The 23,335-nt window shown below is 62.5% G+C and carries 21 protein-coding genes, 1 pseudogene and 1 riboswitch; of the genes and pseudogenes, 11 read left to right on the forward strand and 11 right to left on the reverse strand.

From position 1 onward, the window contains the following. Window positions 1-171: 171 nt before the first annotated feature. On the forward strand, window positions 172-1,236 hold the full coding sequence (locus GWK36_RS08700; RefSeq protein ID WP_166270810.1) for a thioredoxin family protein: 1,065 nt from the start codon (window positions 172-174) through the stop codon (window positions 1,234-1,236). Window positions 1,237-1,300: 64 nt separating this feature from the next. On the opposite strand, the gene GWK36_RS08705 is transcribed toward GWK36_RS08700, so the two are convergent. Beyond that, entirely contained in the window at window positions 1,301-2,275 is a 975-nt protein-coding gene (locus GWK36_RS08705) for a lysophospholipid acyltransferase family protein (RefSeq protein ID WP_166272565.1), read from the reverse strand. Window positions 2,276-2,439: 164 nt separating this feature from the next. On the opposite strand from GWK36_RS08705, the gene GWK36_RS08710 reads away from it, so the two are divergent. Then, window positions 2,440-2,868 (forward strand): rhodanese-like domain-containing protein, encoded by a 429-nt coding sequence (locus GWK36_RS08710; RefSeq protein WP_166270811.1) that lies wholly within the window; start codon window positions 2,440-2,442, stop codon window positions 2,866-2,868. Here the strand turns inward: GWK36_RS08710 and GWK36_RS08715 are convergent. Then, window positions 2,825-3,502, reverse strand: coding sequence for an iron-sulfur cluster co-chaperone HscB C-terminal domain-containing protein (locus GWK36_RS08715; protein ID WP_166270812.1), 678 nt, complete (start codon window positions 3,500-3,502; stop codon window positions 2,825-2,827). The genes GWK36_RS08710 and GWK36_RS08715 overlap by 44 nt on opposite strands. A 31-nt stretch (window positions 3,503-3,533) precedes the next feature. After that, the gene (locus tag GWK36_RS08720) at window positions 3,534-4,031 is read right to left on the reverse strand and encodes a Fe-S cluster assembly transcription factor (protein ID WP_166270813.1); all 498 of its coding nucleotides are present in this window, start codon (window positions 4,029-4,031) and stop codon (window positions 3,534-3,536) included. Window positions 4,032-4,148: 117 nt separating this feature from the next. Between GWK36_RS08720 and GWK36_RS08725 the strand changes: the two are divergent. After that, window positions 4,149-5,142, forward strand: a pseudogene (locus tag GWK36_RS08725) (IS630 family transposase). Window positions 5,143-5,163: 21 nt separating this feature from the next. Here GWK36_RS08725 and cysE read toward each other — a convergent pair. After that, the gene (gene cysE / locus GWK36_RS08730) at window positions 5,164-5,958 is read right to left on the reverse strand and encodes a serine O-acetyltransferase (RefSeq protein WP_166270814.1); all 795 of its coding nucleotides are present in this window, start codon (window positions 5,956-5,958) and stop codon (window positions 5,164-5,166) included. 10 nt (window positions 5,959-5,968) lie between these two features. Then, a complete protein-coding gene (locus GWK36_RS08735) occupies window positions 5,969-6,781 on the reverse strand; it encodes an RNA methyltransferase (protein WP_166270815.1) in 813 nt (270 codons plus the stop codon). A gap of 99 nt (window positions 6,782-6,880) precedes the next feature. Between GWK36_RS08735 and GWK36_RS08740 the strand changes: the two genes are divergently transcribed. Then, window positions 6,881-7,681 (forward strand): inositol monophosphatase family protein, encoded by an 801-nt coding sequence (locus tag GWK36_RS08740; RefSeq protein WP_166270816.1) that lies wholly within the window; start codon window positions 6,881-6,883, stop codon window positions 7,679-7,681. Here GWK36_RS08740 and yjgA read toward each other — a convergent pair. After that, window positions 7,671-8,213, reverse strand: coding sequence for a ribosome biogenesis factor YjgA (gene yjgA / locus GWK36_RS08745; protein WP_246237501.1), 543 nt, complete (start codon window positions 8,211-8,213; stop codon window positions 7,671-7,673). The two genes, GWK36_RS08740 and yjgA, sit on opposite strands and share 11 nt — an antisense overlap. A gap of 115 nt (window positions 8,214-8,328) precedes the next feature. Further along, window positions 8,329-10,050, reverse strand: a complete 1,722-nt coding sequence (gene recJ / locus GWK36_RS08750; protein ID WP_166272569.1) for a single-stranded-DNA-specific exonuclease RecJ — start codon at window positions 10,048-10,050, stop codon at window positions 8,329-8,331. Between the two features lie 205 nt (window positions 10,051-10,255). Here recJ and groES point away from each other — a divergent pair, with 205 nt between their 5' ends. The 6 genes from groES to GWK36_RS08780 all read left to right on the forward strand — a co-directional run bounded on the left by groES (window position 10,256) and on the right by GWK36_RS08780 (window position 17,477). After that, on the forward strand, window positions 10,256-10,543 hold the full coding sequence (gene groES / locus GWK36_RS08755; RefSeq protein ID WP_166270817.1) for a co-chaperone GroES: 288 nt from the start codon (window positions 10,256-10,258) through the stop codon (window positions 10,541-10,543). Window positions 10,544-10,602: 59 nt separating this feature from the next. Then, the gene (gene groL, locus GWK36_RS08760; RefSeq protein WP_166270818.1) at window positions 10,603-12,237 is read left to right on the forward strand and encodes a chaperonin GroEL; all 1,635 of its coding nucleotides are present in this window, start codon (window positions 10,603-10,605) and stop codon (window positions 12,235-12,237) included. A 126-nt stretch (window positions 12,238-12,363) separates the two neighbouring features. Beyond that, window positions 12,364-12,591: riboswitch (cobalamin riboswitch) on the forward strand. Window positions 12,592-12,741: 150 nt separating this feature from the next. Next, entirely contained in the window at window positions 12,742-14,616 is a 1,875-nt protein-coding gene (locus tag GWK36_RS08765) for a TonB-dependent receptor domain-containing protein (protein ID WP_166270819.1), read from the forward strand. A 32-nt stretch (window positions 14,617-14,648) separates the two neighbouring features. Next, the gene (cobT, locus tag GWK36_RS08770; RefSeq protein WP_166270820.1) at window positions 14,649-15,719 is read left to right on the forward strand and encodes a nicotinate-nucleotide--dimethylbenzimidazole phosphoribosyltransferase; all 1,071 of its coding nucleotides are present in this window, start codon (window positions 14,649-14,651) and stop codon (window positions 15,717-15,719) included. 385 nt (window positions 15,720-16,104) lie between these two features. Continuing rightward, window positions 16,105-16,731 (forward strand): histidine phosphatase family protein, encoded by a 627-nt coding sequence (locus GWK36_RS08775; protein ID WP_166270821.1) that lies wholly within the window; start codon window positions 16,105-16,107, stop codon window positions 16,729-16,731. After that, window positions 16,728-17,477: an adenosylcobinamide-GDP ribazoletransferase gene (locus GWK36_RS08780; RefSeq protein ID WP_166270822.1), complete on the forward strand. Its 750-nt coding sequence runs from the start codon at window positions 16,728-16,730 to the stop codon at window positions 17,475-17,477. Before GWK36_RS08775 ends, GWK36_RS08780 begins: the two co-directional genes overlap by 4 nt. Window positions 17,478-17,569: 92 nt before the next feature. Here the strand turns inward: GWK36_RS08780 and GWK36_RS08785 are convergent, their stop codons facing one another. Then, the gene (locus GWK36_RS08785; RefSeq protein ID WP_166270823.1) at window positions 17,570-19,858 is read right to left on the reverse strand and encodes a DNA internalization-related competence protein ComEC/Rec2; all 2,289 of its coding nucleotides are present in this window, start codon (window positions 19,856-19,858) and stop codon (window positions 17,570-17,572) included. 185 nt (window positions 19,859-20,043) lie between these two features. Here GWK36_RS08785 and GWK36_RS08790 point away from each other — a divergent pair, with 185 nt between their 5' ends. Further along, window positions 20,044-20,598, forward strand: coding sequence for a DUF2062 domain-containing protein (locus GWK36_RS08790; protein WP_166270824.1), 555 nt, complete (start codon window positions 20,044-20,046; stop codon window positions 20,596-20,598). On the opposite strand, the gene GWK36_RS08795 is transcribed toward GWK36_RS08790, so the two are convergent. From GWK36_RS08795 to GWK36_RS08805, 3 genes are all read right to left on the reverse strand, one after another. Further along, window positions 20,541-21,242, reverse strand: coding sequence for an ABC transporter ATP-binding protein (locus GWK36_RS08795; protein ID WP_166270825.1), 702 nt, complete (start codon window positions 21,240-21,242; stop codon window positions 20,541-20,543). The genes GWK36_RS08790 and GWK36_RS08795 overlap by 58 nt on opposite strands. Continuing rightward, window positions 21,235-22,482 carry a lipoprotein-releasing ABC transporter permease subunit gene (locus GWK36_RS08800; protein WP_166270826.1) on the reverse strand — a complete coding sequence of 416 codons (1,248 nt, stop codon included), beginning with the start codon at window positions 22,480-22,482 and terminating at the stop codon, window positions 21,235-21,237. The genes GWK36_RS08795 and GWK36_RS08800 overlap by 8 nt, the downstream gene beginning before the upstream one ends. Before the next feature lie 162 nt (window positions 22,483-22,644). After that, the gene (locus GWK36_RS08805; protein WP_166270827.1) at window positions 22,645-23,217 is read right to left on the reverse strand and encodes an OmpA family protein; all 573 of its coding nucleotides are present in this window, start codon (window positions 23,215-23,217) and stop codon (window positions 22,645-22,647) included. Between the last annotated feature and the right edge of the window lie 118 nt (window positions 23,218-23,335).

A 23,335-nucleotide genomic window follows, 5' to 3' on the forward strand; every position in this document is an offset into this window, starting at 1 on the left:
TAGAGTTGGCAAAGGTGAGCGGATTGCCTGTTGCGATGCACGCCTGCGAACTCTTGCCCGATCCATCAAGGGATGCGCCTGGCCGCCGCGCGGCTCATAGCGCAGGCAGGTGCGCATCGATCTCACAACCAATGAGGCGAAACGCCCGCGTTCAGAGGAGTACACATGGTGATGTCCGACCCGATCCGTCCATTGATCTGGACCCTTGTCCTATGGGCCTCTCTCTTGGGGCATAGCGTCCTTGCCGCCGACCTGCCTGCCGAAGGGCGAGCAACCGAGCCGACCCCGCCCCCTGCAGGCAAGCTCATCGGCGCCCGCCCCTTTACTCACCCCGATTGGTTCAAACAGAGCTTCCTCGACATCGAGGAGGACATCCGAGAGGCGGCCCAAGCCGGCAAGCAGTTGATCCTGTTTTTTGAGATGAACAACTGCCCTTATTGTGCCCGCCTGCTCGAAGAGAACTTTAACCGCGAGCCGATCCAGGGGTTCATCCGCGAGCGCTTCGATGTTATTGCACTCGATATCGATGGGGACCGTGAGGTCGTGGTGGATGCCGACCAGAGCCTGCCGGAGAAAGAATTCGCCCAGCGCATCGGGGTGCGTTATACCCCGACCCTATTGTTCCTAAACCCTGAGGGTGAGCCGGTCGCACGGGTCGATGGGTATCGCAGCCCGGCGGATCTTAAACTGGTGCTGGAGTATGTCGCCAATCGCGCCTATGAGCGTCAGACCCTGGCCGAGTTTATCTCCGCCTCGACCGAGGAGATCTACCGCCTGCGCCCGCATCCGCGTTTTCAGGACCTTCAGGATCTCACCGGCGTCAAGGACCGCCCCTTGGCCCTCTTGTTTGAGGATGCCCGCTGTCTGGCCTGCGATGCATTCCACGACGGGCACCTGGCCGATCCAGAGGTCGATGCGGCGCTTGCGCCCTTCGTCGTGGTCAGGCTCGATGCCCTGGCCGACACCCCGATCACCGCCCCCGATGGCCGCCAGACCACAGCGCGCGAGCTCGCCGAATCGCTCGGGATCGATTATCGCCCCGCCTGGGTCCTGTTCGATGAAGGGCGCGAGATCGCGCGCATCGAGAACGAACTCTCGCGCTATCACTTGATCGGCATCCTTGAATATGTCGGCCAGCGTCAGTATCAGCGCTATCCCGACAGCCCCTTCGATTATATCAACGCCAAGACTGCCGAACGTTTAGCGCGGGGCGAGGATGTGCGGATCGCCGATTAGAGACAGTTCCTGTCTGGGGCATGAGTGAGTGCGGCTCAAGCCTCGGTAGGGCATGCCTTGCCCCCTACTCAAGGCCGCTGCCTTGGCCTGCCGCCAAGCGCAGGCACAGTCGCGCAACCTGGGCGAGCGCGGCGTGATCATCCAAGGGTCCCGTATAGACCTTGGGCAGCCAGTGAGGGCGTTTTCTGAAGCGCTTATAGGACCAGAGATATTGCGCGGGGCAGAGACGCACGCAGTGTTCGATCCCGCGATTGAGCGCCGTCGCCGCCTTGATCTCATCGGCGCTGTCGATACCGGGAGGTGCCGGCAGGCAATGGATGATAAAACCCTGGCCGCACGGCAGGCGCTCGGCAAACATGAAGACGACCTTCGCGCCCGTGCGGCGCGCCAGGCGATTGACCAGCAACATGGTGAATGCCGGGATGCCGAAAAAGGGCGCAAAGACCGCTCCTTTATCGGCTTTGGGCTCCTGGTCGGGCAGGACCCCCACCTGATCGCCACGCTGCAGGGTCTCAAGCAACAGTCGGATGCCAGCAGCATTGATCGGTGCAAGCCTAGCGCCGGTGCGCACTCTTCCCCCCTGAATGAGCGCATCGAAGGGGCCCTGGGATCTATAAAAGATGGTCGTGGGCCCGAGGCTCGCCAGATGCAGCCCCGCGAGCTCCCAGGCTCCATGATGCGGTGAGAGCACGATCAGGCCGCGCCCCGCGGGCCGGGCGAGGTGCTCGGCGCCGCGCACCTCGCGGACCAGGCCCAAGACCTCGGGCACAGGCCGGCGCCAGAAATGGGCGATCTCGAGATAGGTCTTGCCGAACTCGGCGAGGCTCGCATCGCGCAGACGCCGCTGTTCAGCGGGCGCAAGCTCAGGGAAACACAGTGCGATATTGATCAGGGCGTTGCGCCGCTGGCGGTTGGGCCAGCGCCCGATCAGCCAGCCGAGCGTCGCCCCCAGGCGATGGACCCCAGGCAAGGGCAGGCGCGCCAGAAGATCCAATAGGGTACGTGCGGCAAGGGTCTGCAAGCGTTGGCTGTCCAACATGAATGCGGTTTCAAAGCGATCGCGTGTGCCCTGGGCGAGCTCTGGCATTAGCTTTGGGCGCTAGGTTCCAATAAAGGGACCCACCTGCCGCGCGGTGCGCGGCGCAAGCAGATTTGACATCTAAAACGAGTAGAACGACCACCTGAGCGAAGAGATTGGCCAACATGTCTCAAGACCTACCGACGCCCCTTTCACCCCAGGCGGCATTCGAGATGTTACGCGCCAACCCCAAGGCGCTCTTGATCGATATCCGCTCGACCATGGAGTTTTTATTCGTCGGGCATCCCCTGGGGGCCATCCATATCCCTTGGATGGATGAACCCGACTGGGAGGTCAATAGCCACTTCGTCACCGAGATCCGAAAGCTCGTGTTGGGCGGTGCAGTCTGCGAACAGGAGGGGGGGTGCACACCCATCATCCTGATCTGTCGCAGCGGCAAACGGTCGCTGGAGGCGGGACGGACGCTGATCCAGGCAGGCTTCAAAGCAGTCTTCCATATCGATGAAGGCTTCGAGGGTGAGCTCAACCACGAGCATCATCGCAGCAGCATCAATGGCTGGCGTTTCCGCGGCCTGCCTTGGGAGCAATGTTAATCGAAGGCTGGCCTCTAATCATTGCCCGGCAATCCTCATTGCCCGGCAATCCGGCATCGCTCCCCACCTGCCAGTCGACTTGGGCGACGGCGACACGGCAGGCAGTGCCTACACCGAGGGTCTCGGCCTGGCGACCCTCTGCCTCCCGCCGACAGCGGGCTAGCATCTGGAGCTGGCGGACCACGGCACGCGCTGCCCTGAGATTATGCGGCGACGGATCGGCAAAGAGTTGATGCAGTGTTTTGTCAAGGGCTGCGCCGCGCTCGGCCAAACGGGTCATGAACTCCGATAGCGCCGCGTGTGGATCGGAACGATTGGTCGCGGCGACCAGGGTCTCTTGACGCTCCATCTCTTCGATCAGGCTCGCACCCGGGGGCTCATCGCAGCCCTTTTGTGCGGAGAGTCCCTGGGCCTCGTAGAGCTCGAATAGGTATTCGGCGCGCGCTAAGGGATCTAACAGGGTGCGATAGGCCTCATCGATCTGCGCCAAGGCCCGCACCAGCTCATCATCCTCACCCCGGGCAAACTCGGCGCGAACGGCATCCACGAGGGTGCGATAGCGCTCAGTCAATAGGCCATCATCGATGGCAAAGCCCACCGGCAGACCGAAGCGCTCAAAATGATTGTTGCACACTGTTCGTTGCGACTTGACAGCCGCCGTCCGGTCATCCGGGTCCTGGGATCAGCCCGACCCGCAACCGCTGAACATCAAGTTTGAGATCGACCGCAGCGCAACCGATCATCGTCCGTCTGTCAGGCGTATGCCAGCGATCGACGAGCATTTGGAGATTGATTTGATTGAGATAATCGTAGATCAGACTGCTCAGCTCACGCCACAGATCATGCGTCAGGCAGGGCCCATTGTTTTGGCAGTTACCTGCGCCGCCGCAGCGCGTCGTATCTACCCGCTCGTCCACCGCAGTGATGACCGCAGCGACACTGATCTCGGCAGGCCGGCGGGCCAACCGATAACCGCCCCCAGGACCGCGCACACTCGTCACCAGGCCGCGCCGACGCAGTCTGGCGAAGAGCTGTTCGAGATAAGAGAGCGAGATCCCCTGACGCTGGGCGATGTCGGCGAGGGCAATCGGCCCATCGCCCTGATGGATCGCGAGATCCAACATCGCGGTGACCGCGTAGCGGCCTTTAGTCGTTAATCTCACAGGTATCCCCCCATGCAGACCTGACTCTGGATCATACTGAACCCAAGCATGGCGATCAATTTATTGATAAGAAACACATGCTTTTGAAATTGAGTGAGCTGTCCAGATGTCGTGGGCATGGAAAGACGAGACATGAGATTGCTGTCGTTTGCGGCGTGCGAAGAGCGGCGGCGTAGCTGGACGTATGAAGCGATAGGCGCGCAGAGGGGATTGTTGGGCGCAGGGGTGTTCGACATCTGCAAAGGCTATGGGCGCGAAGGGGCCCAAGGGAAAGGGGGGTGGGCGCAAGGTGGGTGAGAAGCGGGCGCTGTTGGCGGAGCAGGACGCCCAGATACGCAAGCTCATGTGCGACGGGACACCGGATGAGCTGAAGCTGCCGTTTGCGCTGTGGAGCCGGCAGGCGGTGCGGCAGTTGATCCTCGGCTGTTTTGGCATCGAGCTCAGGCCGCAGGGGGAGGGCAAGTACATGGCGCGCTGGGGATTGACGCCCCAGAAACCGATTCGGCGCGCCTATGAGCAAAGCCCGCCGGCGGGCAAGACGTGGTTTGAGGAGACCTACCCGGACATTGCCCGGCGCGCCAAGGCCGAGGGCGCCGAAATCCACTGGGGCGATGAAACGGGGCTGCGCTCAGACGAGGTGCGCGGGCGCTCTTATGCGCCGGCGATCAAGACGTCCGAGATTCGCGTCACGCACCGTCGCGAAGGCCTGTCGGTGATCTCGACGCTGACCAACCGCGGCAAGGTGCGTCGGAAGGCGTTCGCGGGGGCGATGAACGCCGACATCCTGATCGACTTCATGAAGCGGCTCGTCAAGGACGCCAGGGGCAAGAAGATCTTCCTCATCCTCGACAACCTGCGCGTGCATCACACCAAGCCAGTCAAGGCCTGGCTGGCTGCATGCGCCAATCAAATCGAGGCCTCCTCCCTCCCCCCCTACAGCCCAGCACTGAACCCCAACGAGATGCTCAAGGTCACCATCACCGCGCAGGCGCCCTCCCGCGCCAAGGGCGATCTGAAGAAGGCGACCGTCAGCCACCTGCGCCGCCTTCTCAATTCCCCCCAACGCATCATGCGCTACTTCCAGCATCCCAAGCTCCATGATGCCGCGTAATACAAGTTCATTGGTTTCGGATCAATAACGATCGGGCCCCTCGACCGATGGGTCCGGTTCAGGCTGGGTCACTGGCTCGATCGCCAGGTTGTCCAGATCGCCGTCATGTTCGAAATGCACCATGAAGCCGTGGTGCTCCAGGATACATGATAGCGCCTCCAAACGCTGATCCATGTGATGGATATGATCGAGCATGCGGTTGATCGCATCGGCGATCGGATCTGGGGCATCGCGGGTGGCCCCATAGGCATCGAAGCCAAGGCGCTTAGCGGTCGCGGCGCGCTGACGGGTGAGCACATCTCGGTTCGGCTCGATGACACGCCCCGGGACCCCGACCACGGTCGCACCTGGCGGGACCGATTTGAGGATCACGGCATTGGAGCCGATGCGCGCCCCGTCGCCGATCTGGATAGGCCCCAGAACCTTAGCCCCGGCGCCGACGATGACATCGCGCCCAAGAGTGGGATGACGCTTGCCTTTTTGCCAACTGATACCGCCTAGGGTGACGCCATGATAGAGGGTGCAGTCATCGCCGATGACTGCGGTTTCGCCGATCACCACCCCCATGCCGTGGTCGATGAAAAAACGCCGCCCGATCACCGCGCCTGGATGGATCTCAATACCGGTGAACAGACGCGCGACATTGGCCAATACGCGCGCCAGCCATTTAAAACCATGCTGCCAGAGCCAATGGGCGAGGCGATGGATCAGGACCGCATGAAAGCCGGGATAGGTGGTGAAGATCTCAAAGGCATTGCGCGCCGCCGGGTCGCGTTCCAGGATGCAGCGGATGTCTTCGCGGATGCGGTTGAACATGGCCGTCTTTTCACTGCTCGGAATGGTGCCGGACCGGCGTCTGCTCAGTCAAGGGCGGGGATTGTCGGCGGGCAAAGCGATCCGGACGCTTACGCCCTTGGGCGGCGCTGAGGATGCCGCGCAGGATGTTGAGCTCGGTACGGTCGGGACGGGCCCGATTGAAGAGCCGGCGCAAACGGATCTCCAGGGTGCGCGACTGCTCGGGATCGCTGAAACCGAGCTCGATCAAGGTCGCGGCGAGATGGGTATAGAACCCCTCCATCTCTTTGGCAGTGGCCAGGTCACGCGGCGGTTCGCTCAGCTGTACATCGTGCGATTGGCTCGCCACCTGCCAGATCTCATAGGCCAGTACTTGGGCGGCTGCGGCGACATTGAGTGAGCTGAATGCTGGATTAGCAGGGATATGGACCAGATAATGACAGCGCGCCAACTCCTCGTTGGTCAGGCCCGAACGCTCTCGCCCCAGCACCAGGGCCACATCGCCGAACCGGGCCTCATCAAGTAGGCGGGCAGCGCATGCCGGCGGATCGAGGACCGGCCAGGAGATCGAGCGCACCCGGGCGCTCGCCCCGATCACCAGGCGGCAGCCGTCCAAGGCGCTGATGAGATCCGCATGGATCCCGGCGCGCGCGATCAGATCATCGGCGCCAGCGGCGCGGGCGATGGACTCGGCGTCGGGCTGCGTCTGGGGCGCGGCCAGCTCGAGGCGCGATAGGCCCATCGTCTTCAATGCCCGCGCCACGGCACCGATATTGCCTGGATGGGTCGTGCCGACCATGACGATGCGGATACGTGCCAGCGCGTCACCGATTTGGTCTATCATAAGCTGCTTGATACAAGGCGCTTGTTAGGGGCAGGCCCTATGCCATGCCCTGTCTCTCTCTAGGCCACCATGATACAGCGATTGGCGATCCATTGACCGATGCATCCAAGCCTGAACATTGCCGTCCGCGCCGCCCGCCAAGCGGGCAAGATTATCCTCCGCTTTGCTGACCGGGTCGATTCGCTCAAATACGAGGACAAGAGCCGTAACGACTTTGTCAGCGAGGTCGATCGCGCTGCGGAAACAGCCATCATCCAAGAATTGCGCGCGCGTTTCCCCCATCACGCGATCCTGGCCGAGGAAAGCGGCGCCCAAGAGGGGCGCAGCGAGTTCCTCTGGGTCATCGACCCATTGGACGGCACCACCAATTATCTCCACGGCTTCCCCCAGTTCGCTGTATCCATCGCCCTGCTGTACCGCGGTCAGCTCGAATGCGCCGTGGTCTATGACCCCTTGCGTGAAGAGCTCTTCACCGCTGCGCGCGGTGAGGGGGCGCTGCTCAACGACCGGCGTATTCGGGTCGCCAACCGCCAGTCGCTCGCAGGGGCCTTGATCGGCACTGGATTTCCCTTTCGCGATCACCGCCATATCGACGCCTATCTGGGGATGTTCAAAGACATGACCCTGGCCACCGCGGGCATCCGGCGCCCGGGGTCGGCCTCGCTCGATCTCGCCTATGTAGCCTGTGGGCGTACCGATGGGTTTTGGGAGCTGGGCCTATCCCCTTGGGATTGCGCGGCAGGCGCCTTGCTGATCCGCGAAGCCGGCGGGATAGTGACTGATCTCGCCGGCGGCACGGGGTTTCTGGATACGGGCAATCTCGTCGCCGCTAACCCTTCGGTCCATCGCGCCATGCTCGGCCTGATCGCCCCGCATCTCAGCTCGTCGCTCAAGGCATAGGCTCGGGCAGCCTCTCGCGCAGAAAGCGAAACAGCTTGCGCGATCCATCGCCCTTGCCCCGTTCGCGATCGCGTTGGGCGGCGCGGATCAGAGCGCGTAGCTCCTGGCGATCGAGCTCAGGCCAGTGCGCGATGAGTTCGGACAGGGCGCGATCGCCCTCTGCGAGCAGACGCTCGCGCCAACGCTCGAGGCGATGCAAGCGGGCAGACTCGGCGCGTCGCAGACTCTCCTGATCCTCGACCAGCGCCCGGATCGCCCCCAGGTCTTCGCCCTCGAGCAGGACAGCGATCCGTTTGATCTGGCGCCGGCGGGCGCGGAGATCCTTGATGCGGGCGAGCTCGTCAAAGGCCATCCACAAGGATTCGCTCAGATGCAGACGTTCGAGCTCGGCCCGCGGGTGGCTGACCAAACGCTCGGCCAGCGCCTGGATCGCCTGTTGATCGCGCTTGAGCTGACTCTTACTCGGACGTGCTGGTTCTTCAGGGGTGCCAGCACCCTCTAGATCCAGGTCATTGCGATCTACTTGCATCATGTCTTTGGCACCGCCTGTGTCTGGGCAGACTGCCCTCAGTTCAGATCAATGATCATCCCACCCATCGCCATCTGCTCGGGCACTGGCCGCGTCATCCCGCGATCATCTCCAAGGGTCAATGGACGCCCTCCACCGCGAGATGGTCGATCAAAAGTCGCAGGCGGGTCGTCTCCTGATAGCGATTGGCCTCTAACCGATAAACCAGATGCACTCTCCCTTGGGCACGTTCAAGGTGCTCGCCCAATCTGAAACCGACTGCTTCAACCGGCTGACCATTGGGTAGCATGACCCGCAGTCTCAGGTGAGACTCCCCCATGATGCCCCTGTCCAGCACCTCGAAAGCGCCATCGAAACAGGGCTCGGGGAATCCCTTGCCCCAGGGTCCAGCCAGACGCAGGGCTTCAGCGGTCTCCAGGGTCAGGAGTTCTGGTGGCAAGACCCCATCGGACAGCAGTTCGGGCATCGGCGGGGTATCGCCGAACTGGAGGCGAACAGCCTCAGCGAAGGCCAAACGAAAGGTATCGAGCTGATCCATGTGCAGGGTCAGGCCCGCGGCCATCGCATGTCCGCCAAAGCGTTCGATCAGTCCTGGAGACCTTTGATCGACCCAGGCCAGGGCATCGCGCAGATGCAAGGCCTCGATCGAGCGCCCTGACCCCCGCAGCCGACCATCGCCCCCGCTGGCAAAGGCGATCGTCGGGCGATGATAGCGATCACGGATACGCCCGGCGATGATCCCCGCGATCCCCTGATGCCAATCCTCGCCGAACAGACACAAGGCCGGCGGCAGCGTCTCGTCATCGAACCTCAGCGCCTTTACCAAGACCTCGGCCTGTGCCCTCATCTCCGCCTCCAGTGCCTTGCGTTCGCGATTGAGCGCGTCTAGACGCTGCGCCAGCGCACGCGCCTTATCTGGATCATCCGTCAAGAGACACTCCAGACCAAGCGACATATCGGACAGGCGTCCGGCGGCATTGAGTCTCGGGGCAATATAGAAGGCGAGGTCAGCGGCGGTAGTGCGAGTGTGATCGCGTCCACTCAACTCAAACAGCGCCAGAATCCCCGGCCGGCAGCGCCCGGCGCGGATACGCCGCAGGCCGTGTTCGACCAGGATACGGTTATTGCGATCCAGCATGACCACATCGGCGATGGTCCCCACCGCCACCAGATCCAGCAGATCGGCGAGATTGGGCTCGGGGCGCCCTGCCCCGAACCAACCGAGCGCCCGCAAGCGCCGGCGTAGCGCCGCGAGCAGATAGAACACCACCCCCACACCGGCTAGATGCTTGCTAGGAAAGGCGCAGCTTGGCTGATTGGGATTGACGATGGCCGCGGCCTCCGGCAGGCACCCACTGACGAGGTGATGATCGGTGACCACGACTGGCAACCCCAGGTCATTGGCGTACGCGATTGCGGCATGGCTGGAGGTGCCATTGTCCACCGTCAGCAGCAGATCGGCCCTCTGATCCAGGGCGACATCGATGATCTGCGGACTGAGGCCATAGCCGTTGGTGAAGCGGCTCGGGACCAAGAAGGAGACGCGCTCTGCACCCAGGGCGCGCAACCCCCGCACCGCCAGGGCACTGCCCGTGGCCCCATCGGCGTCATAGTCCCCCACCACCAGCAGATGACCACCCCGCCTGATCTGTTCGACCAGGTGCTCGACCGCAGATTCCAGTCCATGCAATGCATCTGGCGGTATCAGCGCCTCCAGATCGAGAGTCGCTGTTGCCGGATCATAGATGCCGCGATGGGCATAGAGGCGCACGATCAGCTCATCCGGCGTACGGGCAAGGATCGGTGCAGCGGACAGACGACGGATGCGAATGGTGGTCACGATAGTCGGCAAAGATTCGGGCGAGATGACATGACCTTGAGGCACCAAGTAAGACCTCTTCCAATGCCCAATGCATAGAGTCGTGGGCCCCTCTTGACAAGATGGTTTTTCCGGCTAAAGTGTTAGCACTCGCGCATAACGAGTGCTAACAAAGAACCTCTAGATCAGCCATTTTCAAACCTTTTTACAAGGAGATCGATGATCCATGAACCTTCGTCCATTGCATGATCGCGTGGTGATTCGCCGGTTAGAAGAGGAACGGGTAAGCGCGGGCGGGATTGTGATCCCGGACAGTGCTGCCGAGAAGCCGATCCAGGGTGAGGTGCTGGCCGTGGGTAAAGGCAAGCTGCTCGACAATGGGGATGTGCGCCCGCTGGATGTCAAGGTGGGTGACAAGGTGCTGTTTGGCAAGTACTCCGGCACCGAGGTCAAGGTCGGTGATGAGAAGCTCCTGGTGATGCGTGAAGACGACATCATGGCCATCATCGAATGATACCGGATCGGTTCGAGATATCCTGCTATCCAAGAGATCAACACTGAGGTTCATTGAGCATGGCTGCAAAGCAGATCCTTTTCCATGAAAACGCCCGCGCCCGCATCCTACGCGGGGTCGATACCCTCGCCAATGCGGTCAAGGTGACTTTGGGGCCGAAGGGGCGCAATGTGGTGATTGAGAAATCCTGGGGTGCGCCGACGGTGACCAAGGACGGGGTGTCGGTGGCCAAGGAGATTGAGCTCAAGGACAAGTTTGAGAACATGGGGGCGCAGATGGTCAAGGAGGTGGCCTCCAAGACCTCGGACATTGCTGGTGATGGCACCACCACGGCGACGGTGTTGGCGCAGGCGATGGTGCGCGAGGGGTTGAAGGCGGTAGCCGCTGGCATGAACCCCATGGACCTCAAGCGTGGGATTGACAAGGCGGTGGAGGCGGCGGTCAAGGAACTGCAGGCCCTATCCAAGCCCTGTTCCACCAGCAAAGAGATTGCGCAGGTGGGCACCATCTCGGCCAATGCTGATGAATCGATCGGCAATATCATTGCCGAGGCCATGGAGAAGGTGGGCAAGGAAGGGGTGATCACGGTGGAAGAGGGCAAGTCTCTGGCCAATGAGCTGGAGATTGTCGAGGGCATGCAGTTTGACCGGGGGTATTTGTCGCCCTATTTCATCAACAACCAGCAAAGTCAGAAGACCGAGCTGGATCAGCCATACATCCTGCTGCATGACAAGAAGATCTCCAACATTCGGGATCTGTTGCCGGTGTTGGAAGCGGTGGCCAAGGCGGGCAAGCCGCTGCTGATCATTGCCGAGGATGTTGAGGGTGAGGCCTTGGCCACCCTGGTGGTCAATAATCTGCGCGGGATTCTCAAGGTCTGTGCGGTCAAGGCGCCTGGGTTTGGCGATCGGCGCAAGGCCATGCTCCAGGACATTGCCATCCTCACGGGCGGCACTGTCATCTCTGAGGAGGTGGGGCTGTCGTTGGAGAAGGCGAGCCTGCAGGATCTGGGTCAGGCCAAGAAGGTGGTGGTGGGCAAAGACGACACCACCATCATCGATGGGGCGGGTTCGCACGAAGCGATCAAGGCCCGCTGCGACCAGATCCGTGCCCAGATCGAAGAGACCACCTCCGACTATGACCGCGAGAAGCTGCAAGAGCGCCTGGCCAAGCTGGCTGGTGGGGTGGCGGTGATCAAGGTCGGTGCGGCGACTGAGATCGAGATGAAGGAGAAGAAGGCGCGTGTTGAAGATGCCCTGCATGCCACCCGTGCGGCGGTCGAGGAAGGCATCGTCCCAGGCGGTGGGGTTGCCCTGATCCGCGCTCTGACTGCCATCAAGGGGCTGCAAGGGGCCAATCATGACCAGGATGTGGGGATCAACATCGCCCGCCGGGCGATGGAAGAGCCCCTGCGCCAGATCGTGGCCAATGCTGGGGAAGAGCCTTCGGTCATCCTCAACAAGGTTGCCGAAGGCAGCGGCAATTTCGGCTATAACGCTGCCAGCGGCGAGTTTGGCGACATGATGGCTATGGGCGTGCTCGACCCGACCAAGGTCACCCGCACCGCCCTGCAGAACGCCGCCTCGGTCGCCGGACTGATGATCACCACCGAGGCCATGGTCGCCGAAGAGCCCAAGAAGGAAAAGGCGCCTGCCAATCCCGCCGGCACTGGCATGGACGACATGGACTACTGATCGCCGGTCCAACCGGTTGGTCCACTCAAACCCGGCCCCTAGGCCGGGTTTTTTATGTGCCCAGCACAGGGCTTCGGTCATGACTGGATGCACCGCGACTACAAAAGAGGGAGGCATTGACTTATGATTAACGCTCCTGCCCTTGGTGCCACCTGTGTTCCCTCACCGGTGGTTAAACGGGAAGCCGGTGACCTGTCTTCAACCAGGAATGCCGGCGCTGCCCCCGCAACGGTAGGCGAGTGAAGGCGCGGCACAAGGCCACTGTGGGAAGACCCATGGGAAGGCGCCGCGCTGGGGAGGGGTCAAGTCCTCCCGCTCGCGAGCCCGGAGACCGGTCAGGGGCCCTGGGATGGGGAGGTCGGGCGCAGATGCATCCCCGACCGACCGGGGGAGCGGACAGGCGAGGGCCTAGCCAGGGGCCCAGGCGCACTGTCCTCCCGCATCCCGTACCCTGTCTGCCAGGCGGGTGTGTCTGGCGCGGTGTGACAGTTTAAGGAGCCCAAGATGTCCAAACGCCCCTGGCCTGCGGCCCTCGGCCTGCCGCTTGCCGGTTGTTTTGTCTTTGCCTGGGCCGAAGAGCCCCCTACCCTCCTCGATCCCGTGGTGGTGACCGCCACCCGGACTGCCGAATCTGCCGCCAGCTCGCTTGCCGCCGTGACCGTCATCGATCGCGCCGAGATCGAGCGGCGCCAGGCCCGCTCGGTGCCCGATCTCTTGCGCGAGGTCGCAGGGATCAGCATCGCCCGCGCCGGTGGACCTGGCCATCAGACCTCGGTCTTTGTCCGCGGCACCAATTCGGACCATGTCTTGGTGCTGATCGATGGGGTCAAGGTCGGCTCGGCGACTACAGGTCGCGCCTCCTTGGCCGATCTTCCCATCGAGGCGATCGAGCATATCGAGATCGTGCGCGGACCGCGCTCCAGCCTCTATGGTTCGGAGGCGATCGGCGGGGTCATCCAGATCTTTACCCGCCGCAGCGAGGGCCCTTGGCGGGGGCGTCTCATGCTCGGCAGCGGTAGTTTCGAGACCGCCCAGATCGCCAGCGGCCTAGGAGGAGAAAGCGGGCCGCTGCGCGCCGATCTTGGGTTCAGCCTCGAGCGTACCGCTGGGATCGACGCCTGCCGCGGACGCTCGGCGCCATTCGCCGGCTGTGGGGTCGAGGAAGACGATCGCGACCCCTATCGCAACCTGGGTCTCAACCTCAACGCCGACTTCAAGGCCCATGAGTCCGCAGCCTTAGCGTTCAATCTCTTGCACAATGAGGGCCGCCTGGCATTCGATGGCTCGGCATTCTCGGGCAATCGCTCGCGCGCCGAACGCACGGTTGCCGGTGCTAAGGCGACCCTCACGCCATTCGAGCGCTGGACGCTGACCCTGAACACTGGCTATAGCCTAGATGAGGAACGGATCTTTTACCGAGAGGGGGAAGACGAGCGTTTTCTCGATCGTTTTACGACCGAGCGCTTCAGCGCCGGCCTGCAAAACGACTGGCGCTTGACGCCTGAGCAACTCTTGACGCTTGGGGTCGATTATCGCGAGGACCAGGTCTCGGGGACCATCGCCTACCGGCGCGATGTCCGCGATAACCTAGGGGTCTTTGGCGAATATCAGCTCGGACGCGGACCCTGGATGCTGAACCTCAGCCTGCGCCAGGACGAGGACGGCGAGCTCGGTGGACATGGCACGGGCAATGTCGCGCTCGGGTATCGGTTGGCCAACGGCCTGGCGGTGCGGCTTGCCCACGGCACGGCATTCAAGGCGCCGAGTTTCAACGACCTCTATTATCCGGACTATGGCAACCCAGATCTTAGGCCCGAGCGGGCGCGCAACTGGGAACTGGGGTTGCAAAGCGGGCTGCCCGCGGCCTGGGGGCTCGCTGGTGGCTGGGAGATCAGCTTGTATCAGACCCATATCCATGACCTGATCGCCTATGATGCCGCGATCGACCGCACCGCCAATGTGCGCGAGGCCAAAATCCGCGGGTTTGAGACCAGCGCCCATGCAGCCTTTGGCGATTGGCTGGCGAAGGCGACCCTGACCCTGCTTGACCCCGAGAACCATTCACCGGGCCCCTATCGCGACAACCTCTTGCCGCGGCGCCCCGAGCAATCTGTTTCGCTCGACCTCGACCGGCGCTTTGGGCGTTATTCGGCGGGGATCAGCCTCTTTGCCGCAGGCCGGCGTTATGATGACCTGGCTAATCGGGTCAGGCTCGCCCCTTATGTCCTCCTCGACCTGCGCGCCGAATATCAGATCGACCGCTCTCTTCGGTTTCAGGCAAGCGTCGAGAATATGTTCGCTACCAACTATGAGACGGCCTATCTCTACCGCCAGCCGGGGCGGGCCCTTTATCTAACCCTAAGATATGAAACCCCGTAGGGTGCGCATTGCACCCCCAAGGTATAAAGATCATGAGCGCAGAGAACCCAACACTCGCTTGGCTCCATGAGCCCTGCAAACCCATCGATCATCAAACCGAGGCAGCGGCGCGCGCCAGACAAGACCGGCTGACCAAACCGCAGGGCTCTTTGGGACGGCTTGAAGAGATGGCGATCCGGCTTGCGGGGATGCAGGGGGCCCTGTTTCCTGCGGTCGATCCGGTGCGCATCCTCCAGTTCGTCTCGGATCACGGGGTGGCATTGGAGGGGGTATCGCGCTTTCCCCGCGAGGTCACACTCCAAATGCTTTTTAACATCGCGCGCGGCGGGGCGGCGGTCTCAGTCATGGCCGAGACGATCGGCGCGACCATGGAGATCTTTGATCTGGGGATCGCAACCGACCCGGGTCCGGTCCCAAACGTGCGCTCGGCGCGCCTGGGACCTGGGACTGGCAATATCGCGCAAGAGCCTGCGATGACCGAGCAGCAGCTTGCCCAAGCATTGACCATTGGGCGCGAGGCGGTCGAGCGGGCGGTGCAGGAAGGTGCGCGTCTTCTGATCTGTGGCGAGATGGGGATCGGCAATACCACGCCGGCGACGGCTCTGGCCTGCGCCTTGCTTGACCTCGACCCCGCGCGACTCGCCGGGCCCGGCACCGGCCTTTCGCCCGAGGGTGTGGCCCACAAGGCCAAAGTCATCGCCCGCGCTCTGGCCCTCCATGGGCGCTCAGAAAGCCCCCTGGAACTCTTGCGCCGGCTCGGCGGCTTTGACATCGCTGCCAGCACCGGCGCCTTTATCCGCGCCGCCCAGTTGGGTCTGCCCATCCTGGTCGATGGATTCATCATCACCTCGGCGGCGCTTGTAGCCGTCCGCATCAACCCCGCTGTGCGCGAATGGATGCTCTTTGCCCACGGCTCTGCCGAGCCCGGACATCGCCTGATGCTCACGGCCCTCGATGCCGACCCCTATCTCGATCTCAAGATGCGTCTGGGCGAGGCGACGGGCGGCGCGGCCCTGGTGCCGCTGCTGCGTATGGCCTGCGTGGTGCATCAACGGATGGCGACCTTCGACGAGGCGGGGGTGAGCAAGGCGAGCGGGGCGTAACTTTAAGCCGCTTATCGCTCAACGCCGATGCCCATGATATCTGGCCTGCCCTAAGCTTGCAGGGTGCGCAATGCGCACCTAAGGCGCTCATCCATCCCAATAGTGTCCAGAATCCGGGTCAGACAACCTCGAAAACCTCGTACTGGAAAATCTACGGGCGATTCGGGCTACGCAGTCGGAGCATAGCGAAGTTAGGGCAGATCGAGCTCCAACTCTCGGCCTTCGGTCAACAGATCGGTGCTCTAACGACGGCGCTCTATGCCGGCAGATCGGACATCGAAGCAAAGCATTGCATTGGCGTATCGAACATCTTGCACGGCCTCTGGAGTTACAGCCTTGAAGACAATTGCAGCACGCCCATAGGTGCTACGGCTAAGCCACTCTCATGACCGTCGACACACACCTCATTGATCTCTTGCGTCATGGCGACTGTGTCGGCGGGCCTTGTTTTCGCGGGGTGCGGGATGATCCGTTGAGCAGGGATGGCTGGCAGCAGATGGAGCAGGCGACGGCTGGACTTGCGGGCCTGACCCAAGTCATCAGCTCGCCCTCTCGCCGCTGCGCCGAGTTTGCCCAGTCCTTGGCCTCAAGGCTTGGCCTGTCCCTGGTACTGATGGATCACTTGCGCGAGCGCGACTTCGGGGACTGGGAGGGACTGAGCGCCGCCGAGATCCCAGCCGCCGAGTTTGCGCGTTTTCTCGCCGATCCAACCGGTTTTAACCTGCCCAACGCCGAGCCCTTTGGTGCCTTTCGCGCGCGGGTGCTTGCGACCTGGCAAGCGCTTTGCGCCTCCCCCTCGCCCCACAGACTCTTGATTACCCACGGCGGGGTGATCCGCGTCCTGGTCGCCGAGGTCTTAAGGATGGACGATACAGCGCTGCCTTGCCTAGAGGTCCCGCCGGCCTGTCTGACCCGCATCCGTCTGCATCCGCCGCCGGGCCGCCCCAGCCTGGTGTACCACCGGCCTTCAACAGTTGATGAACTGATGAATTCTGATCCCGATCAGCCATGAAGCTGCGTCCAATCTGGATCGCCGGACGTTTTCTCTCTCGCCTCCCCTTCCCCGACCCTGGCCAGACCGCCGCCGATGAGATCGGGCGCTCGGTGCCCTGGTACCCCTGGGTGGGGCTGGTGATGGGCCTGCCTGTGCTCTGTTCCTCCTTCCTCCTGACCAATGCCCCGCCGCCTGTAGCCGCGGCGCTGGCCTTGATCCTGTGGGTCTGGGTGAGCGGCGCCCTACATCTCGATGGCCTGGCCGACAGCGCCGATGCCTGGGTGGGGGGGCTCGGGGATCGCGAACGGACCTTGGCGATCATGAAGGACCCGACGAGTGGACCGGCGGCGCTGACGGTCGTTGCGCTTGTCCTGATCGGCAAATGGTCGTCCTTGCAGGTGTTGGTGCCCGCAGGTAACCTGTGGCCCTTCATCGCCATCCCCCTCCTCGCCCGTGCCCAGATCCTATTGTTATTGCTGACCACCCCCTACGTCCGCGACCAGGGGATGGCGGCGGCCCAGGCCCGATATCTGCCGCGCCGAGTTTGCTGGCTGAGCCTCGCCCTCGCCTGGCTGGTAGTCGGACTCACCGGCGGCTGGCGGGGAGCGGCCCTGCTGCTGGGTGCCCTAGCGCTCTTTGGTCTCACGCGCCGGGCGATGTTAAACCGCATCGGCGGCTTTACCGGCGATACCGCCGGTGCCCTGGTCGAACTCACCGAACTCCTGGGTCTGCTTTTGGCCGCTTGGCTTGCGTGCGGTCCATGAGCCATCCCTATCGGTACGCGGTGCGCCCTCCGAGAGTCATGTTGATCCAACCGATAGGGTACGCAATGCACGCCCTAGCGAGCTTGCGGCACCTATTCCGCGGGCCGATGGGTCCAGATCCGCGCTGCCTGTTGCCGATAACCCGCTGGCGGCTCGATCCAGCCCTGGGGGCCGAGCTTGAACCGGATGGTGCCTGCGGTTGCCGTATTGAGGTTTGAGATCCCGCGCGCTGCAAGCCGCGCCCGCACCTCGCGTGCAGGAAACTCAAAGCGATTGGCATAGCCTGAAGAAAACAGCACCCACTCGGGGCGAGTGGCGGCCAAGAGGCGCTCGGAGGTCGAGTGCTTGCTGCCGTGATGTCCGGCGATCAAGACCTTGAGCGGCCCAAGCTGAGGGGCGAGCTCACCTTCGACCTGGCGATCGACATCGCCAGGGATCAAGATCGCCTGATCAGCAGTGCGGATTGCAAGTACACAGGAGGCATTGTTGCCGCCAAACCCTGGATGCTTTGGGTGTAAAAAGCGAAACTCGACTCCGGACCAGTGCCAGACCTCGCCGGCGAGACAAGGCCGAGCACCGGCAAGGCCTAGACGCTCGGGCTCGCCGCTCAGGATGACCTGGGCAGGCAGGCGCGCAAGCAGGCCCCGCCCCCCGCCGGCGTGATCCTGGTCAGCATGGCTGATGACCAGGCGGTCGATGCGCCCGATCCCCCTTGCCCGAAGAAAGGGGGCGACGATGGTGCCGCCGGCATCAAACCCGCCCGCTTGGGCAGGCCCGGTGTCATAGACCAAGATGCCCTCAGCGGTCTCAACGACGACCGCCAATCCTTGCCCTACATCGAGCAGGCTAAGCCAGACCTCGCCCCAGGCGGGACGCTTGGGCTCAAGCACCGCTAGCGGCAGGAGCAGGACAACCCCCAGCCAGCGCCCGGGAAGACCAGGTGGCCCGAGCAATAGACCAACCCCTCCCCAGGCTGCAACCCAAGCCCACAGCGGGCGCTCCGGAAACTCCATCATCGCCCAGGGCAGGGTCGCAAACCATTCGAGGGCCTTCAGGCACCAACCCAGCCCCTCGGCAACCCAGTGCAGTGGCCAGATGAGCCCAAGCAGCCCTAACAGGGTCGTGATCAGGACCGCAGGCAGGATCAACAGGCCAAACAAGGGAACGGCGATGAGATTGACCAGGGGAGCGATCAGCGAGACGCGGTCGAAGAATCCGACGAGCAGCGGCATAAGCCCCAGCGCCACCGCCCACTGTGCGCGCGTCAGCCGCAGCCAAACGGGTTCGCCCGGCAGCCGATAGGCCAGGGCAAAGAGCAATACCCCCACCGCCCCAAACGACAGCCAAAACCCAATGGATAGGATGGACAACGGGTCCCAGAGCAATACGCCGACCAGGGCCAGAGCGAGCGCCTGCATAGGCCTGAGGGCACGTTGCCAAAAGACCGCACCCAACACCACGGCAAGCATGATCAAGGCCCGCTGGATAGGGATGGCAAAACCGGCGAGGGCGGCATAGATCAAGGCAGCGACAAAGGCGATGAGCGCTGCGGCGCGCGGCGCGGAAAGCCAAAGCGTTAGATGCATGTTCAACGACCACAGGCGGCGCGCCAGCCAAAAGACCAGGCCCGCTATCAGACCGACATGCAGCCCCGAGATGGCGATGAGATGGCTGGTGCCAGTGCGGGCGAAGACTTCCCACAGCTCAGGATCAAGACCGCTGCGCTCGCCGAGCGTCAGCGCCTGGATCAGACCAAGCTCAGGCCGGTCGGGAATGGTCTTGGCGAGGCGTTCGGCCAGGCGCTGGCGCAGGCGGTGTAGCCAATAGCGCCCGGCGCCATCGCCTAGGCGCTGCCAAGCCGGCTTCCCCGAGACATAACCGGTTGCGACGATCCCTTGCTCGAATAGCCAGCGTTCATAATCGAATCCGCCTGGATTGAGCGACCCATGCCGAGGTTTGAGGCTGACCCGAATTCGCCAGCGCTCGCCCACCAAAAGCTGTGGGCAGTCGCGATAACAGCTCAGGCGCACCCGACCCTTGAAACCCAGCTCGCCCCCTGGGATCCCTTGGGTGCGCTCGACGGCGAAGATAAACCTTTCCCCCTCCCCGACAGGTACAGGGAGCGAAGCGATGCGCCCCTCCACCCACAGGGATTGGCGGGCGAGGGAGTCGGGAAGATCGGCGCGCAATTGCTGCGCTGTATAAAACCAGGCCCAACCGAAGCCGAGCGCCAAGATCAGCAGCCACCTGAGCCCTGGATGAAGAATCCCCAGCAGAACAGCCGCTAACAACACCAGGGCCATCCAAGGTGGCGGCAGGTGAACCCACTGCTCAAACCCCCACACGCCTAAGGCAAAGGTGAAGCCAAACGCTTGGTGCATGTCCCCTCACCTGGTCTGCACCCTTGGAGTAGGGCGCTGCTGCCCACATGCCTGGCTGTATTGGCAAGCTGCCATCCGGCCAGGCGTTAACAGAGGTTATACTTCAAAACTCAGCGTTCGCTGGCTTCAAGGACAATACGGGATTTAGCCTAAAGGCAGGGGTCCATCCCAGCGGAGGATGATGCGTGAGAAAGTGGCTTAAACAATGGACGCCGACCCCGGCGCAGATTCACGGCAATCGTTTTCTGAGGATCTTCGGCGGCCTGCTGCACGACCCCAATCTCTGGCATCTCAACCGACGTTCAGTCGCCAATGCGGTGGCGGTGGGGCTGTTCGTCATGTATCTGCCGCCGATCGGCCATACCCCCATCGCCGCTGCCTTGGCCATCTGGCTGCGCATCAACCTGCCTATCGCCGTGGCCTTGGTTTGGATCTCTAACCCCCTGACCATGCCACCCATGTATTATCTGGCCTATCTCATCGGCTGCTGGACGCTCGGTCTCCAGTCCCAAGGCTTCGATCCTGGGTTTTGGCTGGATTGGCACCACTGGCTCGAGATCCTCGAGCCCATGCTGGTCGGTTGTCTGATCTGTTCGACCCTTTGCGCCCTGGCGGGTTATACCGCTGTGCGTCTGTTGTGGCGCTACTGGGTAGTGTTGCAGTTCCGTCGCCGGCAGGCGCGCTATCGCGCCTTGTTCGACCAATTGGACAAGACCCCGTCATCCAGCCGCCAGATCTGATCCATCTGCTTGGCCAATTCAGGGTCATGGGTCACGATGACGAGCGCCGTGCCGATCTCGCGATTGAGCTCGAGCATCAGCGCATGCACCTCGGCGGCAGTATGCCGGTCGAGATTACCGGTCGGTTCGTCGGCAAGCACACAGGCCGGACGGGTGACGAGCGCGCGGGCAACCGCTGCGCGCTGGCGCTCGCCGCCCGAAAGCTCGCTGGGTTTGTGCTCCAGACGCTGACCCAACCCGACCCGAACCAGAAGCTCCGTCCCCCGGGCACGTGCCTGGGCAGGCGGGAGGCCAGCGATCAAAAGCGGTAGGACCACGTTTTCCAGCGCCGTAAACTCGGGCAGTAGATGATGGAACTGATAGACGAATCCCAGATGGCGATTGCGCAACCGCCCGAGGTGCGCTGCACCCAGCGTCTCGATCGCCGTCCCTGCCCAAGCGATCCTCCCGGCATTTGGGCGCTCGAGTCCCCCAATACAGTGCAGAAGCGTGCTCTTGCCTGAACCTGAGGCGCCGATGATGGCCAGACGCGCCCCTGTCCGGATCTCAAGATCGATCCCTTTGAGGACCTGGACCTCGGCTGGGCCCTGGCGGAAGGTCTTGACCAGACCCTGAACCTGGATCACAGGCGAGGACTCACTCATAGCGCAGAGCTTCCGCCGGTTGGACCTGGGCTGCGCGCCAGGCGGGATAAAGGGTAGCGATGACCGACAGGGCAAAGGCTCCGCCCCCTACGATCAGTACATCCTCCAGATGGACATCCGAGGGGAGCTGGCTGATGTAATAGATCGTGGGGTCGAGAAAATGGACACCGAATAGCCCTTCGATCCAGGCCACGACCGGCTCGACATAAAAGGCCAGGGTCACACCTGCGACCACCCCGAGCAGCGCTCCGACCAGCCCGATCGCCGTCCCTTGCACGACGAAGATCCCCATCACCTCGAGCGGCGAGAGCCCCAGGGTGCGCAGGATCGCGATGTCGGCCTCCTTGTCGGTGACCACCATCACCAACGCCGAGACAATATTGAAGGCCGCGACTGCAACGATCAGGGAGAGGATGATCCCCATCATACGCTTCTCCATGGCCAGGGCGCTGAAAAAGTTGCGATGGAGCTGGGTCCAATCGATGAGCTGATAGCCCCCGCCCAATGCTTGGGCGATGGCGCGTACCAGACGCGGCGCCCGCCAGAGGTCGTCCAGTTTGACTCGGATCCCGCTGACCGCATCACCCAGATTTAATAGCTTTGCACCATCGGCGAGATGGATGAAGGCAGCATTGCGGTCATAATCGGCCATCCCAACGGCAAAGATCCCGCTCACTGTAAAACGCTTCAGCCGCGGCATGACGCCGATCGGGGTCGCGCTTACCTCTGGGGTCACGACCGTCACTTTATCCCCTGGTGCAAGCCCGAGATAATTAGCGAGATCCTGACCGAGGATGATGTGAAACGCGCCCTCTGTCAGATCATCGACCGAACCGCTGATCATGTGTTGGCGCAGATCGGCGACCTGATCCTCGGTCGCCGGCTCGATCCCGCGGATGAGCGCGCCGCTGACCTGGCTGCCGCCAGCCAGCATACCTTGGATCTCGACAAAGGGCGCCGCACCCAGGACATGCGGTTGGGCGCGTATCTGCTCCAAAAGCGACCGCCACTCAGCGATGCCCCCGAACGGGTCGCTTAAGGTGGCATGCGAGGCCATCGCCAGGATGCGCTGCTGGATCTCCTTGTGGAATCCGTTCATCACCGAGAGCACCACGATCAGGGCCACGATCCCCAGCGCAATCCCGATCATTGAGGTCGCCGAGATGAAGGAGATGAAATGATTACGCCGCTTGGCACGGGTATAGCGCAGGCCGATATAGAGCGGGAGGGGATAAAACATGCTGCAGGGGGCACTAGGGGCTGGTCATGTACAAATGGGAAGGCCGGATACATGGCTGCATCCGGCCTTGTCATAAGCCTCAGTCGGGGGGGATGAGGCTCATTGGACTCTGTGCATCCGGAGGACCAGTCATCTGGCCCCTCCGGAGCGATCATGGCACGATCAGTAGTCGGCCTTGATCTCTACACGGCGTTGCTGAACGGAATAGATATCTACTCCCGGCAACATCTCGGATTTGCCGCGGCTTTCGACCGACACGATGTCGGAAGTGGGGATACCACGGCTGATCATGTAATCCTTGACCGCCTGAGCACGACGCATACCGAGCTGATAGTTATAGGCCTCAGAACCCTTGGCATCGGTATGGCCGGTCAAGGAGAGCTTCTCGCGAACCTCAGACTTCTTGACCTGCTCGATATAGTCATCGAGCCGACGCAACTCATCGTCGTTGACAATGTTCTCGACGCGATATTTATCGAACTCGAAGTTCAAGCGCGCTGTGAACTTCTTGGGAGCGGGCGGTGCAGCCGGGACGCTCGCACAGGGCGTCAGGTCGCCCGGGCCATGTAGGCTCTGCCAGCACTCGCCCGAGCCGCTGACCCAGGCCGTCCCTTTAGGCTGAGCAGACCAAAAATGCTCCATGTTGTAGTCGGCCGCATTCGCGAGCAAGGGGGCAGAGAGCAACGCCGCCGCTGCCAGCCCAGCTAGACGGATGAAAAAGATATGTGTGCGCATCGTCGTCAGCTTCCTAATGGATGTGTGGAAAATGGTCGAAACTTGGGAAATCTGCCTTTAATGTCGTTCGAGATGTCGGACCATGCAAGTTGCGTCGACTCCTTTCCCTGACACGCCA

It is taken from the genome of Caldichromatium japonicum, from assembly GCF_011290485.1.
Lineage (GTDB): Bacteria > Pseudomonadota > Gammaproteobacteria > Chromatiales > Chromatiaceae > Thermochromatium > Thermochromatium japonicum.

What these genes read in the sequence shown, in the direction of transcription:
- GWK36_RS08700 (WP_166270810.1), top strand. Translation starts at nt 172, where the DNA reads ATGTCCGACCCGATCCGTCCATTGATCTGGACCCTTGTCCTATGGGCC.
- GWK36_RS08705 (WP_166272565.1), bottom strand. Translation starts at nt 2,275, where the DNA reads ATGTTGGACAGCCAACGCTTGCAGACCCTTGCCGCACGTACCCTATTG.
- GWK36_RS08710 (WP_166270811.1), top strand. Translation starts at nt 2,440, where the DNA reads ATGTCTCAAGACCTACCGACGCCCCTTTCACCCCAGGCGGCATTCGAG.
- cysE (WP_166270814.1), bottom strand. Translation starts at nt 5,958, where the DNA reads ATGTTCAACCGCATCCGCGAAGACATCCGCTGCATCCTGGAACGCGAC.
- GWK36_RS08735 (WP_166270815.1), bottom strand. Translation starts at nt 6,781, where the DNA reads ATGATAGACCAAATCGGTGACGCGCTGGCACGTATCCGCATCGTCATG.
- GWK36_RS08740 (WP_166270816.1), top strand. Translation starts at nt 6,881, where the DNA reads ATGCATCCAAGCCTGAACATTGCCGTCCGCGCCGCCCGCCAAGCGGGC.
- yjgA (WP_246237501.1), bottom strand. Translation starts at nt 8,213, where the DNA reads ATGATGCAAGTAGATCGCAATGACCTGGATCTAGAGGGTGCTGGCACC.
- groES (WP_166270817.1), top strand. Translation starts at nt 10,256, where the DNA reads ATGAACCTTCGTCCATTGCATGATCGCGTGGTGATTCGCCGGTTAGAA.
- groL (WP_166270818.1), top strand. Translation starts at nt 10,603, where the DNA reads ATGGCTGCAAAGCAGATCCTTTTCCATGAAAACGCCCGCGCCCGCATC.
- GWK36_RS08765 (WP_166270819.1), top strand. Translation starts at nt 12,742, where the DNA reads ATGTCCAAACGCCCCTGGCCTGCGGCCCTCGGCCTGCCGCTTGCCGGT.
- cobT (WP_166270820.1), top strand. Translation starts at nt 14,649, where the DNA reads ATGAGCGCAGAGAACCCAACACTCGCTTGGCTCCATGAGCCCTGCAAA.
- GWK36_RS08775 (WP_166270821.1), top strand. Translation starts at nt 16,105, where the DNA reads ATGACCGTCGACACACACCTCATTGATCTCTTGCGTCATGGCGACTGT.
- GWK36_RS08780 (WP_166270822.1), top strand. Translation starts at nt 16,728, where the DNA reads ATGAAGCTGCGTCCAATCTGGATCGCCGGACGTTTTCTCTCTCGCCTC.
- GWK36_RS08785 (WP_166270823.1), bottom strand. Translation starts at nt 19,858, where the DNA reads ATGCACCAAGCGTTTGGCTTCACCTTTGCCTTAGGCGTGTGGGGGTTT.
- GWK36_RS08795 (WP_166270825.1), bottom strand. Translation starts at nt 21,242, where the DNA reads ATGAGTGAGTCCTCGCCTGTGATCCAGGTTCAGGGTCTGGTCAAGACC.
- GWK36_RS08800 (WP_166270826.1), bottom strand. Translation starts at nt 22,482, where the DNA reads ATGTTTTATCCCCTCCCGCTCTATATCGGCCTGCGCTATACCCGTGCC.
- GWK36_RS08805 (WP_166270827.1), bottom strand. Translation starts at nt 23,217, where the DNA reads ATGCGCACACATATCTTTTTCATCCGTCTAGCTGGGCTGGCAGCGGCG.